Source organism: Geodermatophilus sp. SYSU D00684, assembly GCF_054050455.1.
This window is the reverse complement of the sequence record NZ_JBJGZI010000005.1, coordinates 1-14,948: the sequence shown is the minus strand read 5'-3', so window position 1 is coordinate 14,948 and position 14,948 is coordinate 1. Positions and strand designations below refer to the sequence as shown.

Genomic DNA, 14,948 nt, shown 5'->3' with positions numbered 1-14,948 from the left:
AATGGCCATTTCCGCCGCCCCCGACGGGCGGCCGGTCGCGGTCGTGCTGCGGCCGCTGGGGCTCGGGGACCTGCTCACCGGCGTCCCGGCGATCCGCGCCGTGCGGGCGGCCGTGCCGGACCACCGGCTGGTCCTGGCGACGACGTCCGCGCTCGCGCCGCTGGCCGGGCTGGTGGACGCCGTCGACGAGGTGCTGCCCGCCCGCGAGCTCGAGCCGCTGGACTGGTCCGGGCCGCCGCCGGAGCTCGCCGTCGACCTGCACGGCAAGGGGCCGGCCTCGCACGTCGTCGTCGCGGACCTGCACCCCGGGCGGCTGCTGACCTTCGCCAGCCCCGGCTACCCCGGCCCCACCTGGTACCCCCACGAGCACGAGGTGCGCCGCTGGTGCCGGCTGGTGTCGGAGGGTCTCGGCGTCGAGGCCGACCCCGACGCGCTCGACCTCGCCGTCCCGGCCGTGCCCCCCGCGCTGAGGGGCGCCGCGCTGGTGCACCCGGGCGCGGCGTTCCCCGGCCGGCGCTGGCCCCCCGAGCGGTTCGCCGCGGTCGCGCGGTGGCTCGCCGACGCCGGGCACGACGTGCGGATCACCGGCGGCCCGGCCGAGCGCGAGCTGGCCTGCGCCGTGGCGCGCGGGGCCGGGCTGTCCGACGACGCGGTGCTCGCCGGGCGCACCTCCACCCTGGAGCTCGCCGCCACGGTCGCCGCGGCGCGGGTGGTGGTCAGCGGCGACACCGGCGTCGCGCACCTGGCCACCGCCTACCGCCGGCCGTCGGTGGTGCTGTTCGGCCCGGTGTCCCCGGCGCTGTGGGGACCGCCGCCGCGACCGCAGCACGTCGTGCTCTGGCACGGCGACGGCACCGGCGACCCCTGGGGCACCGCGCTGGACCCGGACCTCGCGCGGATCACCGTCGGCGAGGTCACCGCCGCGCTGGAGCGGCTCGGCCCCTACCTCTGACGCAGCGCGTCGAAGAGGACGCCCTGCAGGTCGTTGGGGTCGACGGCGGAGTAGGCGGCGCCGCCGGTGGCCTGCGCGATCTGCTCGAGCGCCGCGACGTCGGCGTCCGGGCCGAGCGCGACGCCGATGACCTTGACCGGCCGCTGCGGGTCGGCCTCGTCCTGCAGCGTCTGCACCAGCTGGTCCAGCGCGATGCCCGACGAGTCCTCGTTGGTGCCGTCGGTGACCAGGACGACGCTGCTCACCGCGTTGGGGTCGTACTGGTCCCGCGCGGCGCGGACCGCGGCCAGCGCGGTGTCGAACAGGCCGGTGCCGCCGGGGGTCAGCCGCCCGGGGAGGGTGTCGAGCTGCTCGTCGAGCGCGTCGCGCTGCGTGCCGCCGTCGACCTCCTCGTCGAGGGTGCGGATGGGCGCGAGCTCCACCCAGTCCTGCTCGCCCTGCAGCTGGAAGGCGAACACCCACAGCCCGATCGACGAGGTGCCGGGGATGAGGGTCAGCGCGCTCTTGGCGGCGTCCCGGGCGAGCGTGGCGCGGGTGCCGTCGCCGGCCGGGGCCTCCATCGACTGGGACACGTCGATGACGGTGAGCAGCCGCGACGGCGCGGCGAGCCGGGCGAGCTCGGCCAGCAGGCCCTGCACCTGCTCGGCGTCGACCGGCAGCACCTCGGGCGCCTGCTCCTGCACGCCGGGGCCGGGGTCGGTCGGCGCGGTCCCGTCCGCGTCGCGGAAGCCGGCGGCGAGGACGGCGGTGCGCGCGGCCTCCGACGTCAGCGCCCGGACGACGGCGTCCACGGCGGCGCGGTCGTCGTCGCCGGGGGAGCCGACCCGCAGCACCGGGTAGTCCAGCTCGGGCGAGCCCTCGGCCGGGTAGACCGCGACCAGCTGCGGGTCCTCGGCGCCGCGGTTGACGCTGATGACCTCCTGCTCGCTCACCGGGACCAGCGGCGACTCGGGGTCGCCGGACCGCGCCGCGGCCAGGGCGTCGGCGGGGCTGACGGCCGGCCCGCGGCGGGCGGCCAGGACCGCCTGGACGACGGCGTTGTCCGCGGCGTCCCCGCCGCCGAGGGACGAGCGGACGGCGGCCAGCGCGGCGACGCCCTCGGCGCTGGCGGCGAGGTCCGGGACGGCGACCGGGCGGGCGCCGGACAGCGCCTGGCTCCACTGCGGCGCCTGCGCGCTCCAGCCGAGCTCGTCGGCGGCGGCCCGGCTGGTGCCCAGCACGACCGGCGAGGTGGCCATGGAGCCGGACGGGTCCAGCGGCGCGTCGCCGGCCCGCACGGCCCACAGCGAGCTGTCGGGCACCCAGACCTGGGGCAGCGCGGAGCCCTCGAGGGCGGAGAGGTCGCCGACGGTCTGCAGCGGCTCCTGGGCGGTGACCTCGGCCGCCGCGCACGCGCCGCCGCCGAGGTCCTGGGGCTCGGCGAGGAGGTCCTGGGCGACGTCGCCGAGCTCGGGGGCGACGGTCACCCGGACGGTGCGGGTGGTGTCGCACCCGTCGCTGCTGCCCGAGCCGGCCAGCCACCACACCACGCCGCCGGCGACGAGGGCCACCACGACCAGGGCCACCACCAACGCGACGGGTGCGGGGCGCTGCACACGGCGCATGGAACTGGTGTCGGCGTGGCGGCCCATCGATGTCTCTCCGTCAGTGTCCGGTTCCTCGGCGTGCCCCCTAGCCGCCTGCCCCAATGTAAACGTGAATCAGGACACGGAGGAGGGGCCCCGCGGAGAAGTGGCCCAGGACACCCGGCGGGCTCAGCCGGCGCGCAGCGCGGCGGCCTCCCGCTGCTCGGCGAACCAGGCCACCGTGCGGCGCAGGCCCTCCTCGGAGGGGACCGTGGGCCGCCAGCCGAGCAGCTCCTCGGCCCGGCGGGTGTCGGGCCGGCGGACCTTCGGGTCGTCGACGGGCAGGTCGATGTACTCGATCCCCGACGACGAGCCGGTGAGCTCGATGACCCACTGCGCCAGCCGGAGCATCGACAGCTCGTCGGGGTTGCCGACGTTCACCGGGCCGGGCTGGTCCGAGCAGGCCAGCGCGAGGACGCCGCGGACGGTGTCGTCGACGTAGCAGATCGAGCGGGTCTGCGAGCCGTCTCCGGCCACGGTCAGCGGCCGCCCGGCCAGTGCCTGACCGACGAAGGCGGGGATGGCCCGGCCGTCGTCGGGGCGCATGCGCGGCCCGTAGGTGTTGAAGATCCGCACGATGGCGGTGTCGGTGCCCTTGGAGGTGCGGTAGGCGGTGGTCATCGCCTCGCTGAACCGCTTGGCCTCGTCGTAGACGCCGCGCGGGCCCACCGGGTTGACGTTGCCCCAGTACTCCTCGGGCTGGGGGTGCACCAGCGGGTCCCCGTAGACCTCCGAGGTGGAGGCCAGCACGTAGCGGGCGCCCTTCTCGTGGGCCAGGCCCAGGGTGTGCAGGGTGCCCAGGCTGCCGACCTTGAGCGTCTCGATCGGCATCCTCAGGTAGTCCAGGGGGCTCGCCGGCGAGGCGAAGTGCAGCACCAGGTCGACGGGGCCGGGGACGTGCACGAAGTCGGTGACGTCGCAGCGCACCAGGCGGAAACCGGGGTGCTCCATGAGGTGGACGACGTTCTCGGGCGAGCCGGTGAGGAAGTTGTCGAGGCACACGACCTCGACGCCGCGGTCGAGCAGGTGCTCGCACAGGTGGGAGCCGAGGAACCCGGCCCCGCCGGTCACCACCGCCCGCCGGATCGTCCGCGCCGCGTGCACCATGCCGTGCTCCTCGTCTCGCCGTCGTCCCCCCGGACAGGGGTCTGCGCGGAGCCCTACCCGGAGATCAACTGCCGACACTTCGGGAGCTGAGTGTTCTCGCGAGGTCATCCGGGACGGCGAACGGGCCGCCGACCCCCGCGAGGGGATCGACGGCCCGCTGCCGTGCGCCGGGGAGACCCGGTCAGTTGATCGGCTCCTCCTCCGGGATGCCGTTCTCCGGCGGGGTGGCGGCCTCGCCGTCGTACTCCTCGATCTCGGCGTCGCCGTTGTCGGTGACGAGCACGGGGGTCAGGTCCTCCGAGCCCTCGCCGACGATCCGGCTGACCGACATGCCGCTGTAGCCGGCGTGGCGGTCCTCCGAGAAGCGGAAGGGCGCGAAGCCCGGCCCCTGCCACTCGGAGCCGGCCTGCTCGACGGCGGCGACGAGGTCGTCACGCGTCGGGTTCTGGCCGGCGGCCTGCAGGGCCTGCACCATCGTGTAGGCCTGCGACATGCCGTAGACCCGGTAGTTGCTGAGCTCGCCCTCCTGGCCGGACTCGTCCCAGACCCGCTGGAACAGCTGGATCCAGGGGTTGTCCGGCTGGTCGACCGTGGGGATGTACTCGGTGGTCAGGACGCCGTCGAGCAGGCTGGCGTCGCTCACCTGGCCCTCGGAGAAGCGGGCCAGCAGCGAGCCGACCAGCTGCGGGTCCGAGCCGATGTTCGAGTAGAACCACTGCGGCCGGTAGCCCAGCTGCAGCGCGGTCAGCTGCGACAGCGCGGTGTAGCTGGGCACGTTGAAGCCCAGGACGAGGTCCGCGCCGGCGGCCTGCAGGGCCGAGATCTGCGGACGGACGTCGGTGTTGCCGGGGACGTAGGTCTCCTCGGCGACGATCTGGTCCTCGAGGTACCGCCGGGCACCGGCGGCGCCGTCCTCGCCGAGGTCGTCGGCCTGCAGGAACAGGCCGACCTTGGCGTCGGGGTAGTTCTCGGCCACGTACTGGCCGATGATCTTGGCCTCGATCTCGTAGTCGGGCTGCCAGCCGAAGGTGTACGGCTTCTCCTCGACGTCGTCCCACAGCCGGGAGCCCGACGACACGAACAGGTCGGGCACGCCCTCGCTGTTGAGGAAGTCGGTGACCGCGTTGTGGGTCGGCGTGCCGAGGCCCGACATGAGCGCGAAGACCTCGTCCTCGAGGACGAGCTGGTTCACGACCTGGCTGGTGTTGGTCGGGTTGTAGGCGTCGTCCCGGTAGACGAACTCGATCTGCCGGCCGTTGACCCCGCCGTTGGCGTTGACGTAGTCGAAGTACGCCTGGACGCCGGTCGGGATCTCGCTGTAGCCGGGCGCCGCGACACCGGTCAGCGGGTAGTGCGCACCCAGCTTGATCGTGTCCTCGGTGATGCCGACGTCCGAGGCCTCGTTCTCCTCGCTGCCGCCACCACCGCCGCCACCGGAGTCCCCGCCGCCGCAGGCGGCCAGGGTGGTGGCGACGGTCGCCGCGGCCACGAAGCTGACGAGGCGTCGTGAGGATCGTGTCAAGGGTTCTCCTCTGGAGGGACCCGGGCGCCGTCGCCCGGGGGTCTTATGGGGGGTGGGGAAGCGGAGGTGCGGCCGCTGGCCGGGGTGGGGGACAGCCGTCGGGTCCCGGCTCGTCACCCCCTGGCGCGGGCGGCGCTGCGCCGCGCGCGCTGCTTCATCCAGGCCAGCCGGATGGAGCCGACCAGCCCCGCGGGGGCGAAGAGCATGACCAGGATGAGGATCACGCCGTAGACGACGTAGGAGATCTCGGCGGCCTGGGCGGCGTCCATGTCGAAGGACTCCCCGAGGTCGCGGAGGTAGCGCGGCAGGAAGACCAGCAGCGCCGAGCCGATCAGCGCGCCGAAGAGACTGCCCAGACCGCCGATGACGATCGCGGTCAGCAGGGACAGCGACAGGACGATGGTGAACGCCGTCGGCGCGGTGAGCCGGACGACGAGCGCGAGCACCGCGCCGGCCAGGCCCGCGGCCGCGGCGCTGACGACGAACGCGGTCACCCGCCAGGCGCCCAGGTTGATGCCGGCCAGCTCGGCGGCGACCTCCTGGTCGCGCACCGCGCGCCACGTCCGCCCGACCCGGCTGCGCATGAGGTTGGCCAGCAGGAAGAAGGTGATCAGCAGGCAGGCGACGGCGATGTAGGCGATCCACTTCACGCCCGACGCCGAGTTGCCCGACAGGGTGCGGATCGTCTCGACGAACCAGTCCGGCCGGTCCGGGGTGGAGACCGTCAGGCCCTGCTCGCCGCCGAGGGTGTCGGAGAAGTACAGCGCCAGGCCGGGCAGGCCGACGGCGAGGGCGAGCGTCGCGCCGGCCAGGTAGGGGCCGTGCAGGCGGGCCGCGGCCACACCGACGATCGCGCCGACGATCGAGGTGAGCGCCACCGCGATGAGGAAGACCACGGCCAGCGGCAGCGGCTCCTCGGCGTCGAGCAGCAGCGCGGTGGTGTAGCCGCCCACGGCCATGAGCGCGCCGTGGCCGAGGGAGATCTGCCCGTTGAGGCCGGTCAGCACCGTCAGCCCGCCGGCCGCGATGGCGTAGTAGGCCACGTAGCCGATCTGGGCGTTGAAGCCGAGGTCGGTGGACTCGAGCAGCAGCACCGCGAGGACGGCGCCGATGACGAGCACGACCAGGTGCCGCAGCAGGGTGTTGCGCGGCAGGAACGTGCGGCCGCCGGTGGCCTGGGCCGAGCTCGCGTCGGCCGCGGCGGTGGCGAGCGACGGCGCGTCGGACGACGCGGCGCCGGCCTGCGGCGGGGATGCGGGGGTCTGCAGGTCGCTCATGCCGCTCACGCCCTCCGGGTCTGGGTGGTCGAGAAGAGGCCGCCGGGCCGCACGAGCAGGACGACCACGAGGACGACGAGGGCGGCCAGGCCGACCAGCTCGTCGGCCACGTAGCCGCGGACGTAGCTCAGCAGCAGGCCGAGCAGCAGCCCGCCGACGACGGCGCCGACCGGCGAGTCCAGCCCGCCGAGCACCGCGGCGACGAAGCCGAACACGATCAGCGAGTCCATGAACGTCGGGGTGACGAAGGCGGTCTCGGCGGCGATGAGCATGCCGGCCAGCGAGCCGACGACGGCGGCCAGCGCCCAGCCGAGGGTGAGCATCCGGCCGACCCGGACGCCGAGCAGCCGGGCGACCTCCTGGCCGAAGGCCGAGGCGCGCATGGCCAGGCCGACGCGGGTGAACCGGAACAGGGCGGTCAGGCCGGCCATGACCGCCAGCACCGCGAGGAGGGTGAACACGGTGTTCGGGCTCAGCGCCAGGTTCGAGTCCCCGACGGTGAAGCCGATGTTCGAGAACGGCGGGACGAAGGCCCGCTGGTTCACGCCGAAGAGGACCGAGATCAGCGCCTGGATCGCGATGAACAGACCCAGGGTGACGATGACCGCGTTGAGCTCCGGCCCGCCCTCGACCGGGCGGATGACGACCCGCTCGACGACCGCGCCGATGAGCAGGCCGGCCAGCAGGGCGACGACGAGACCGACCCAGTAGGACTGGCCGTTCTCGATCAGGGCGAGGGCGATGAAGGTGGTGAGCGCGGCCATCGCGCCCTGCGCGAAGTTGACGATCCGGGTGGACCGCCAGATGAGCACGAGGGCCAGGGCGAACGCCGCGTAGACCGCTCCGTTGATCACCCCGCCGAGGGTGAGGTTGACGAACTCTCGCACGTGGGGGCTGCCTTCCTGGTGCTGCGGGGGAGCGGGGTCTAGAAGCCGAGGTAGGCGTGCCGGAGGTCCTCGTCGCCGGCGAGCCGGGCGGCGTCGTCGGTGACCACGACCCGGCCCAGGTTCAGCACGACGCCGGTGTCGGCCACCGACAGCGCGCTGCGTGCGTTCTGCTCGACCAGCAGCACCGAGAGGCCCTCGGTGTCGACCAGGTGGCGGACCAGCCCGAAGATCTGCGCCACGATCCGCGGGGCCAGGCCCAGGGACGGCTCGTCGAGCAGCAGGACCTTCGGCCGGGCCAGCAGCGCGCGGCCGATGACGAGCATCTGCCGCTCGCCGCCGGACAGCGTGTGCGCCGTCTGGTTGCGCCGCTCCCGGATCCGCGGGAAGAGGTCGTAGACGCGGTCGAACTCGTCCTGCGCCACCTTGCCGCGGAACAGCGAGCCGACCCGCAGGTTCTCGTCGACGGTGAGCTCGGCGATGACGCCGCGCCCCTCGGGCACGTGCGCCATGCCCTTGGTGACCATGGCCTCGACCGGGGCGCGGGTGACGTCCTCGCCGTTGAGGGTCACCCGGCCGGCGGTGGGCCGGACCAGGCCGCTGATCGTGCGCAGCAGCGTCGTCTTGCCCGCGCCGTTGGCCCCGAGCACCGCGGTGATCCGGCCCTGCTCGGCGCGCAGGGTCACGCCGTCGAGCGCCTTGACCGGGCCGTAGGAGGCCGACAGGCCCTCGACCTCGAGGACCGCGGTGGCGGTCGCCGCGCCGCCGGCGGGGGCCGCCGCGCCCTTGGTCAGGCCGGTCCCGGCGGTGCTGCCGGCGGTGCCTGCCGCCGTGCTGCCGTGCGCCTCAGCCACGGGTCGTCCCCCCGTCGGTCGCGGCCAGCTCGCTGGCGTCGGTCGTGTCGTCGACGGCGTCGCCGAGGTAGGCCTCGGTGACCGCCGGGTCGTTCTGCACCTGCTCCGGGGTGCCGGCGGCGATCAGCTGGCCGGAGTCCAGGACGGTGATCTGGTCGCACACCCGCATGACCAGGTCCATGTGGTGCTCGACCAGCAGGACGCTCATCCGGCCGCTCAGGTGCTGGATGAGCTCGCCCAGCTCGTGCATCTCGTCCTCGCTGAGGCCGGAGGCCGGCTCGTCGAGCAGCAGCAGCTCGGGCTCGGAGACCAGCGCGCGGGCCAGCGCGACCCGCTTCTGCACCGGGTACGGGAGGCTGCCGGGGTAGCGGCCGGCGTAGCCCTCGGCGTCCAGCTCGGTGAGGGCGGCCGTGGCCCGCTCGCGCAGCCGGGCGTCGTCCTTGTCGGAGGTCGGGATCGCGAACAGCGCGGAGAAGAAGCCGGCGCGGGCGTGCTTGTGCGCGCCGACCATCACGTTCTCGAGCACCGTCAGGCCGGGGAACAGGCCCACGCCCTGCAGGGTGCGCGCGATGCCGAGCTTCGCGAGCTGGTTCGGCCGCAGCCGCCGCAGCTCCTGGCCGCGCCACACGATCCGGCCCTCGGTGGCGCGGACCAGCCCGCAGGCCACGTTGAACATCGTCGTCTTGCCGGCGCCGTTGGGGCCGATGAGCCCGTGCACCTGACCCGGCTCGACGGTCAGCGACACGTCGGTGAGGGCCTTCACGCCGCCGAAGGCGACGCTGATCCCGGTCATCTCGAGCCGGGCGGTGGGCGATCGGTCCTGGTGCCGGGTGCTGCTGCCTGCGGTTTCCGGCGGCTGCGCCAAGGTGCCCACGTCTCCTCTGCGTCGGGGAGGTCGCCGCGCTGCCGACCGCCGCCCGAGGGGCGACGATTGGGTCACGGCTACGTCCGTTTGACTCTGCTGGCCGGTGAGGACCGTCACAATGGGCGCACCGCACAGTGATCGGAGCCGCGTGTTGTGCTCTGTGCGATGAACACAGGAGGTGAGCGCGTGCGGACTGCCCCCTGGGGTGTGGAGGAGCGCCTCGCCGAACTGGTCCCGGCGCTGCTGGACCGGCTCGACGAGCTGACCGACCGGATGGTGGAGGTCCTGGTCGAGACCGAGCCCGCCTACCGCGAGGCCCTGCTCGGGGGCGACCAGCAGATGCGCGCGACGCTGCGGCGCAACCTCGAGGTCGGCGTCCGCGGCCTGCGGCCCGACGTCCCCGCGGCCTACCACCAGAGCCACGCGGAGGGGGCCCGCGCCGTCGGCCGGCTGCGGGCCGCGCAGGGCATCCCGCTGGAGGCCGTACTGCGCGCCTACCGGCTCGGCGGCCAGATCACCTGGGAGGCGCTGGTCGCGCTGTCCCGCCAGGGCGACCGGCACGACGACGGGCTGCTGCTCGAGGTCGCGGGCTCGCTGTGGCGCACCAACGACCGCGGCTGCAGCGCCGCCGCGGAGGGCTACCGGGACGAGGAGCGGCGCCGCTCGGGGCTCGACGCCGCCGAGCGCCAGCGGCTGCTCGACGGGCTGCTCGACGGCCGCGGCGGGGACCCGGCCTACGCCCGCACCGCCGCCGACCTGCTGTCGGTGCCGCTGGCCGGCCGGCTGGTGGTCGTCGTCGCGCCGGCCGGCGAGGAGGGGGACGCGTTCCTCGAACCGACATCGGCGCTGCTCAAGCGCGGCATCCGCTCGGCGTGGGCCACCCGGTCGCAGGCCGCGGTCGGCGTGGTGGCGATGGGGACCCGCCGGCTGCCGGAGCTGCTGGCCTGGCTCGGTGCCGTGGCCACCGGGCCGGTCGGGGTGTCCTCCGTCGTCGAGGGCGCGGCGGCCGTGGCCGGCGCCTACCGGCTGGCCGAGACCGCCGCGCGCACCCTGCCCGAGGACGCCGCCCGGGTGGTCACCATCGACGACCGGCTGCCGGAGGCGCTGCTGAGCAACTCCCCGGAGATCGCCTCGCGGCTGGTCGGCCAGACCCTCGGCCGGCTGCTCGAGCTGCCCGGGGACGAGCGCGAGGTGCTGCTGGAGACGCTGTCGGCCTTCCTCGACGCCGACGGCTCACCGACGCGCGCGGCCGACCTCTTGTACTGCCACCGCAACACGGTCATGCACCGGCTGCGGCGGATCGAGTCGGTGACCGGCCGCAAGCTCACCGACCCGCGGGCCCGGCTGCTGTGGCAGCTGGCCCTGCTGGGCACCGGCCACCACGACGCCGGGCACCGCCGGCCGGTCCGCGACTCCGCCTAGCGACGTGCTGGAACGGCCCCTCGCAGGGGCCCGCCGCGAGCCTGCGAGCGGTGGGGGGGCGAGGGGGTCCTTCGACTACTGCAGGTACCCCTCGACCTCGGACCTCGGGCGCACCTCGGCGGTGTCCGGGTCCTCGTCGTACTGCCGCTTGGCGTCCCGCTGGCGGACCAGGTCCCAGAGCTGGTCCCGCTCCTCCTCGACCTGACGGAGCCGGGTGCGCTGCTCGGCGGTGTGGTCCCCGCTCTCGCGGAGCCGGTGCTCCTCCTCGACCAGTGCGTCGATGCGGCTGCGGATCTCGCTGTCGTCCATGCCCGCCACTCTGCCCGAGGTCCCGCCGGCGTAACCGGTCAGCGCTCGGGGACCCAGCCCTCGACGAACGCGGCCAGCCGCCGGGTCACCGCGCCGCCGGCCCGGCCCAGGGCCAGCAGCGCCACCCGGTCGAGCGGGACGCGGACCGGCCGGCGCCCGGGGAGCGCGCTGCGCACCGCGTGCCCGGCGGCGACCAGCTCCGGCCAGGGGCGGTCCAGCTGCGCGCGCACCCGCGCCAGCGCGGCCGCCGTCGGCCCGGCGTTGCCCTCGACCATCGCGGTGACGAACGCCGGGTCGCTGCCGATCACCCGGGTGCCGTCGCGGAAGCTGCCGGCCGCCAGCCCGAGCGCCAGCGGGCCCGCGTCACCCGCCGCGGCGGCGAGCGCGGCGGCGAGCAGGTGGGGCACGTGGCTGACCGCGGCGACGGCGTCGTCGTGCTCGGCGGCGGTCACCGGCACCACCTCGGCGCCGGCGTCGAGGGCCACCTCGGCGGCGCGCAGCCAGCGCGGCAGCTCGGTCCCCGGCTCCAGGCACAGCGCCCAGCGCGCGCCGCGGAACAGGCCGGGGTCGGTCGCCCCGTGCCCGGACCGCTCGGTCCCGGCCATCGGGTGCCCGCCGACGAACCGGCCGCCGAGCGCCGCCCCCACCGAGGCGAGCACCGGGACCTTCACCGAGCCGAGGTCGGTGACGGTGGCGGCGGGCTCGACGTCCAGGCCGTCGAGGGCCGTGGCCATCGCCGGCAGGGGGACGGCGAGGACGACGACGCCGCCGAGCTCGCGGGTGACCCGCACGCCGCGGGCCGCGGCCGCCTCGCGCGCGGCCGGGTCGACGTCCCACCCGGACACCTCGCGGCCGGCGGCGACCAGCGCGGCCGCCAGGGACCCGCCCAGCTGCCCCAGGCCCACCACCCCGACCGGCGGCGCCGGCATCGTCGGGACCGGGAGGCTCATGCCGGCGCCCCCCAGGGCCGGTCGGTGCGGAAGACGCGGGCCAGCGCGGTGGCCACCAGCCGCCCGTCCTCCCCGCGGGCGTCGATCCGGTAGACGGCGGTGCGGCCGCCGCGGTGCAGCTCGCTGCCCTCGGCCACCAGCCGCTCCCCGGGCCGGCCCGCGACCAGGAACTCGGTGTGCACGTCCTGCGCGACGGCCACCGTGCCGTGGCTGTTGCTCACCGCCGCGTGGACGACGTCGAGCAGCGCCATCGTCGCGCCGCCGTGCGCGGTGCCGACGGCGTTGAGCAGCCGCGGGCCGACGGTCATGGCCGCCCGCGCGTACCCCGGCCGCACCTCCTCGAGCTCGATGCCGAGCAGTTCCGCGAGCGGGTCGGCGGCCAGCTGCGCGAACAGCGCGGCGTCGACCTCGGCTCCGTCGGCGGGGGCGGGATCGGCCATGATCAGAGGCTATGCCGCACTCCCCGCGCTCCCGGCCTCCGGCATGACCCCGCGGTCGTTCCTCCTGTCGCAGGAGGTGTCGGACTACGTGCGGGCCAGCTCCGAGCCCCTGGACGAGGTGGCCGCCGCGCTGGTCGCCGAGACCGCCGCGCTGGCCGACCGGGGCGAGGTCCCGGCCACCTTCCAGATCGCCGTCGAGCAGGGCGTGCTCATGCGGCTGCTCACCGCCGCGCTCGGCGTCCGCCGGGCGGTCGAGATCGGCACCTTCACCGGGTTCTCCGCCCTGTGCATCGCCCGCGGCCTGGCCGAGGGCGGCTCGCTGCTGTGCCTGGACCGCAGCGAGGAGTGGACGGCGATCGCCCGCCGGTACTGGGAGCGGGCCGGCGTCGCCGACCGGGTGGAGCTGCGGCTGGGGGAGGCGCTGGACCTGCTGCGCGCGGTCCCCGCCGAGCCGGTGTTCGACCTGGCCTTCGTCGACGCGGACAAGGGCGGCTACCCCGCCTACGTCGAGGAGCTGCACCCGCGGATGCGGCCCGGCGGGGTCGTGCTGCTGGACAACACCCTGCGCAACGGCCGCGTGCTGGCGCCCGAGAACGACGAGGACCGCGTGCTGGCCGACCTCAACGCCGCGCTGGCCACCGACCCCCGCTTCGAGACCGTGCTGCTGCCGCTGGCCGACGGCCTGACCGTGCTGCGGGTCCGGTGAGCGCCCCGGAGACGGCCGCCCCGCCGAGCTGGGCGGTGCGGGTCGCCCGCCGCGGCGGCCGCTGGCGGGTGGAGCTGCTGGCCGCCGACGCCTCCGACGAGCTGCCGGTCCTCGAGCGGGCGCTGGGCGACCCCGGTGCGGAGGAGTGGCCGGGGCCGTTCGTCGTCGTCGTCGACTCGCGGCTGTACTTCGTCGTGCTCCGGCACGGCCCCGGGGGCATGGTGCGGGCACTGATCTCGGACGCGACCATGCAGGAGTGGGTGCTCGGCGCCGAGGTGGTCGAGCGCTACGGGATCGCCGTCGACGAGGACGGCGCCTTCGACGACGACGAGACCGGATGGCCGGGAGGGGACCTGGACGTGTTCGCAGACGACGGACTGCCCGCGGACGAGCTGCGCCCGATCGTGACCGCCGACGACCTGTGGGCCGACGAGATGGTCGCGCGGATCGCCACCCGGCTGGGCTTCGCCGACGAGCTGGCCGCGGCGGTGCGGGCGTGAGCGCGACCGCGACCGCGACCGCCGTCGTGTTCGACCTCGGCGGGGTCATCACCGAGAGCCCGATGCTCGCCTTCGCGGCCTACGAGGTCGAGGCCGGCCTGCCCGAGGGCCTGATCCGGCGGCTCAACAGCACCGATCCCGACACCAACGCCTGGGCCCGGTACGAGCGCAACGAGCTCGACGCCGAGGGGTTCGTCGACACCTTCGAGGCCGAGGCGCTGGCCGCCGGCCACCGGGTGGACGCCCGGCGGGTGCTGGCCGCGCTGTCCGGGGAGATCCGCCCGCAGATGGTGGAGGCGGTGCGGACGCTGCGGGCCGCGGGCCTGCCGCTGGGGATGCTGTCGAACAACGTCGCGCCGATGGAGCGCACCGGGCGGCTGGCCGAGCTGCTCGACCTCTTCGACGCCGTCGTCGAGTCCTCGGTCGAGGGCGTGCGCAAGCCCGAGCCGGAGATCTACCGGCGGGCGCTGGCCCGGCTCAACGAGGCCACCGGCCGCGACCTCGCGTTCTCCGACTGCGCCTACCTCGACGACCTGGGCATCAACCTCAAGCCGGCCCGGGCGCTGGGCATGCACACGGTCAAGGTCGCCGACCCCGCGACCGCGCTCGCCGAGCTGTCCGCGCTGGTCGGTCTCCCGCTGGCCGGCACCCGGACGTGAGCGCCCCCGCCGGCGTCCTGCCCGGCGACGTCGTCGACGCGGCGATGGTCCGCGCGCTGCAGCTCGCCGTCGCCGCGCAGGAGTGGGGTGACACCCCGATCGGCGCCGTCGTCCTGGGACCGGACGGCGCGGTGCTCGCCGAGGCGGCCAACGAGCGCGAGAAGCGGGGCGACCCGACGGCGCACGCCGAGGTGCTCGCGCTGCGCGCCGCGGCCGCGGTGCACGGCGACGGCTGGCGGCTGACCGGCGCGACGCTCGTCGTCACGCTCGAGCCGTGCACGATGTGCGCCGGCGCCAGCGTGCTGGCCCGGGTGGCGCGCGTCGTCTACGGCGCCGACGACCCCAAGGCCGGTGCCGCCGGGTCGCTGTGGGACGTGGTCCGCGACCGCCGGCTCAACCACCGGCCGCAGGTCACCGGCGGGGTCCGGGCCGAGGAGAGCGCGACACTCCTACGTGCGTTCTTCCGCCGGAAGCGGGCCCTGTAGTCTCTTCGGCGGTGGCGTGTCCGAGCGGCCGAAGGAGCACGCCTCGAAAGCGTGTGAGGTGCAAGCCTCCGTGGGTTCAAATCCCACCGCCACCGCCAGCAGGATCCGACGGCGGCGCCCCGCGACGGGGCGCCGCCGTCGTCGTCTCCCGGGTCAGGCCACGACGTCGAGGTCGACCAGCAGCTCCCCGTCGTCCCCGCGGACGAACGTCACCGCGTGCGTCTCCACCACGCGCTCCCCGCCCCGCACGAACTCCACCCGGCTGGTCGCGGTGAGCCCGTCGTCCCGGGCGTCGCCCTGCCCGCCCGCGCCCCGCCTCACCACGTCCCCCCGGCCCCACAATTCGCCGGCGTTTTAGAATCTCGCCCGCGCCACCACGCTCGGCCCGGGC

Annotated in this window: 17 protein-coding genes and 1 tRNA gene; 7 read left to right on the top strand and 11 right to left on the bottom strand. The window is 75.2% G+C overall.

Annotated features, from left to right (window positions below; all coding sequences use genetic code 11):
* The first annotated feature begins 1 nt into the window (after position 1).
* Entirely contained in the window at positions 2-952 is a 951-nt protein-coding gene (locus tag ACI79L_RS04530) for a glycosyltransferase family 9 protein (protein WP_456935624.1), read from the top strand.
* Here the strand turns inward: ACI79L_RS04530 and ACI79L_RS04525 are convergent.
* The 7 genes from ACI79L_RS04525 to ACI79L_RS04495 all read right to left on the bottom strand — a co-directional run bounded on the left by ACI79L_RS04525 (position 943) and on the right by ACI79L_RS04495 (position 9,014).
* Positions 943-2,556, bottom strand: coding sequence for a VWA domain-containing protein (locus ACI79L_RS04525; RefSeq protein WP_456935779.1), 1,614 nt, complete (start codon positions 2,554-2,556; stop codon positions 943-945). The two genes, ACI79L_RS04530 and ACI79L_RS04525, sit on opposite strands and share 10 nt — an antisense overlap.
* Positions 2,557-2,706: 150 nt before the next feature.
* Positions 2,707-3,684 carry a UDP-glucuronic acid decarboxylase family protein gene (locus ACI79L_RS04520; protein ID WP_456935623.1) on the bottom strand — a complete coding sequence of 326 codons (978 nt, stop codon included), beginning with the start codon at positions 3,682-3,684 and terminating at the stop codon, positions 2,707-2,709.
* A gap of 181 nt (positions 3,685-3,865) precedes the next feature.
* Complete coding sequence (locus ACI79L_RS04515; RefSeq protein ID WP_456935622.1) at positions 3,866-5,206, bottom strand: ABC transporter substrate-binding protein; 1,341 nt, start codon at positions 5,204-5,206, stop codon at positions 3,866-3,868.
* A 113-nt stretch (positions 5,207-5,319) separates the two neighbouring features.
* On the bottom strand, positions 5,320-6,483 hold the full coding sequence (locus ACI79L_RS04510) for a branched-chain amino acid ABC transporter permease (RefSeq protein ID WP_456935621.1): 1,164 nt from the start codon (positions 6,481-6,483) through the stop codon (positions 5,320-5,322).
* A gap of 5 nt (positions 6,484-6,488) precedes the next feature.
* The gene (locus ACI79L_RS04505) at positions 6,489-7,370 is read right to left on the bottom strand and encodes a branched-chain amino acid ABC transporter permease (RefSeq protein ID WP_456935620.1); all 882 of its coding nucleotides are present in this window, start codon (positions 7,368-7,370) and stop codon (positions 6,489-6,491) included.
* A gap of 38 nt (positions 7,371-7,408) precedes the next feature.
* Positions 7,409-8,221: an ABC transporter ATP-binding protein gene (locus ACI79L_RS04500; protein WP_456935619.1), complete on the bottom strand. Its 813-nt coding sequence runs from the start codon at positions 8,219-8,221 to the stop codon at positions 7,409-7,411.
* Positions 8,214-9,014, bottom strand: coding sequence for an ABC transporter ATP-binding protein (locus tag ACI79L_RS04495; RefSeq protein WP_456935618.1), 801 nt, complete (start codon positions 9,012-9,014; stop codon positions 8,214-8,216). The genes ACI79L_RS04500 and ACI79L_RS04495 overlap by 8 nt, the downstream gene beginning before the upstream one ends.
* A 258-nt stretch (positions 9,015-9,272) precedes the next feature.
* On the opposite strand from ACI79L_RS04495, the gene ACI79L_RS04490 reads away from it, so the two are divergent.
* Complete coding sequence (locus ACI79L_RS04490) at positions 9,273-10,508, top strand: PucR family transcriptional regulator (RefSeq protein ID WP_456935617.1); 1,236 nt, start codon at positions 9,273-9,275, stop codon at positions 10,506-10,508.
* A 75-nt stretch (positions 10,509-10,583) separates the two neighbouring features.
* Here the strand turns inward: ACI79L_RS04490 and ACI79L_RS04485 are convergent, their stop codons facing one another.
* From ACI79L_RS04485 to ACI79L_RS04475, 3 genes are read right to left on the bottom strand one after another with little or no spacing between them, the layout of a single operon-like run.
* Positions 10,584-10,817 carry a DUF2630 family protein gene (locus ACI79L_RS04485; protein WP_456928332.1) on the bottom strand — a complete coding sequence of 78 codons (234 nt, stop codon included), beginning with the start codon at positions 10,815-10,817 and terminating at the stop codon, positions 10,584-10,586.
* Positions 10,818-10,855: 38 nt separating this feature from the next.
* Positions 10,856-11,767: a prephenate dehydrogenase/arogenate dehydrogenase family protein gene (locus tag ACI79L_RS04480; protein ID WP_456935616.1), complete on the bottom strand. Its 912-nt coding sequence runs from the start codon at positions 11,765-11,767 to the stop codon at positions 10,856-10,858.
* Positions 11,764-12,207 carry a PaaI family thioesterase gene (locus tag ACI79L_RS04475; protein WP_456935615.1) on the bottom strand — a complete coding sequence of 148 codons (444 nt, stop codon included), beginning with the start codon at positions 12,205-12,207 and terminating at the stop codon, positions 11,764-11,766. Before ACI79L_RS04475 ends, ACI79L_RS04480 begins: the two co-directional genes overlap by 4 nt.
* On the opposite strand from ACI79L_RS04475, the gene ACI79L_RS04470 reads away from it, so the two are divergent.
* From ACI79L_RS04470 to ACI79L_RS04450, 5 genes are all read left to right on the top strand, one after another.
* Positions 12,206-12,913, top strand: coding sequence for an O-methyltransferase (locus ACI79L_RS04470; protein ID WP_456935614.1), 708 nt, complete (start codon positions 12,206-12,208; stop codon positions 12,911-12,913). The two genes, ACI79L_RS04475 and ACI79L_RS04470, sit on opposite strands and share 2 nt — an antisense overlap.
* Positions 12,910-13,413: a tRNA adenosine deaminase-associated protein gene (locus ACI79L_RS04465; protein ID WP_456935613.1), complete on the top strand. Its 504-nt coding sequence runs from the start codon at positions 12,910-12,912 to the stop codon at positions 13,411-13,413. The genes ACI79L_RS04470 and ACI79L_RS04465 overlap by 4 nt, the downstream gene beginning before the upstream one ends.
* Positions 13,410-14,072 carry an HAD-IA family hydrolase gene (locus tag ACI79L_RS04460; protein WP_456935612.1) on the top strand — a complete coding sequence of 221 codons (663 nt, stop codon included), beginning with the start codon at positions 13,410-13,412 and terminating at the stop codon, positions 14,070-14,072. Before ACI79L_RS04465 ends, ACI79L_RS04460 begins: the two co-directional genes overlap by 4 nt.
* Complete coding sequence (locus tag ACI79L_RS04455) at positions 14,069-14,557, top strand: nucleoside deaminase (RefSeq protein ID WP_456935611.1); 489 nt, start codon at positions 14,069-14,071, stop codon at positions 14,555-14,557. Before ACI79L_RS04460 ends, ACI79L_RS04455 begins: the two co-directional genes overlap by 4 nt.
* 10 nt (positions 14,558-14,567) lie before the next feature.
* A tRNA-Ser gene (locus ACI79L_RS04450) sits at positions 14,568-14,655 on the top strand.
* Positions 14,656-14,710: 55 nt separating this feature from the next.
* Here the strand turns inward: ACI79L_RS04450 and ACI79L_RS04445 are convergent.
* A complete protein-coding gene (locus tag ACI79L_RS04445; RefSeq protein WP_456935610.1) occupies positions 14,711-14,878 on the bottom strand; it encodes a hypothetical protein in 168 nt (55 codons plus the stop codon).
* Positions 14,879-14,948 lie beyond the last annotated feature (70 nt).

Coding starts and splice junctions, on each gene's coding strand:
- ACI79L_RS04530 (WP_456935624.1), top strand. CDS start 2: ATGGCCATTTCCGCCGCCCCCGACGGGCGGCCGGTCGCGGTCGTGCTG.
- ACI79L_RS04525 (WP_456935779.1), bottom strand. CDS start 2,556: ATGCGCCGTGTGCAGCGCCCCGCACCCGTCGCGTTGGTGGTGGCCCTG.
- ACI79L_RS04520 (WP_456935623.1), bottom strand. CDS start 3,684: ATGGTGCACGCGGCGCGGACGATCCGGCGGGCGGTGGTGACCGGCGGG.
- ACI79L_RS04510 (WP_456935621.1), bottom strand. CDS start 6,483: ATGAGCGACCTGCAGACCCCCGCATCCCCGCCGCAGGCCGGCGCCGCG.
- ACI79L_RS04495 (WP_456935618.1), bottom strand. CDS start 9,014: ATGACCGGGATCAGCGTCGCCTTCGGCGGCGTGAAGGCCCTCACCGAC.
- ACI79L_RS04485 (WP_456928332.1), bottom strand. CDS start 10,817: ATGGACGACAGCGAGATCCGCAGCCGCATCGACGCACTGGTCGAGGAG.
- ACI79L_RS04480 (WP_456935616.1), bottom strand. CDS start 11,767: ATGAGCCTCCCGGTCCCGACGATGCCGGCGCCGCCGGTCGGGGTGGTG.
- ACI79L_RS04470 (WP_456935614.1), top strand. CDS start 12,206: ATGATCAGAGGCTATGCCGCACTCCCCGCGCTCCCGGCCTCCGGCATG.
- ACI79L_RS04475 (WP_456935615.1), bottom strand. CDS start 12,207: ATGGCCGATCCCGCCCCCGCCGACGGAGCCGAGGTCGACGCCGCGCTG.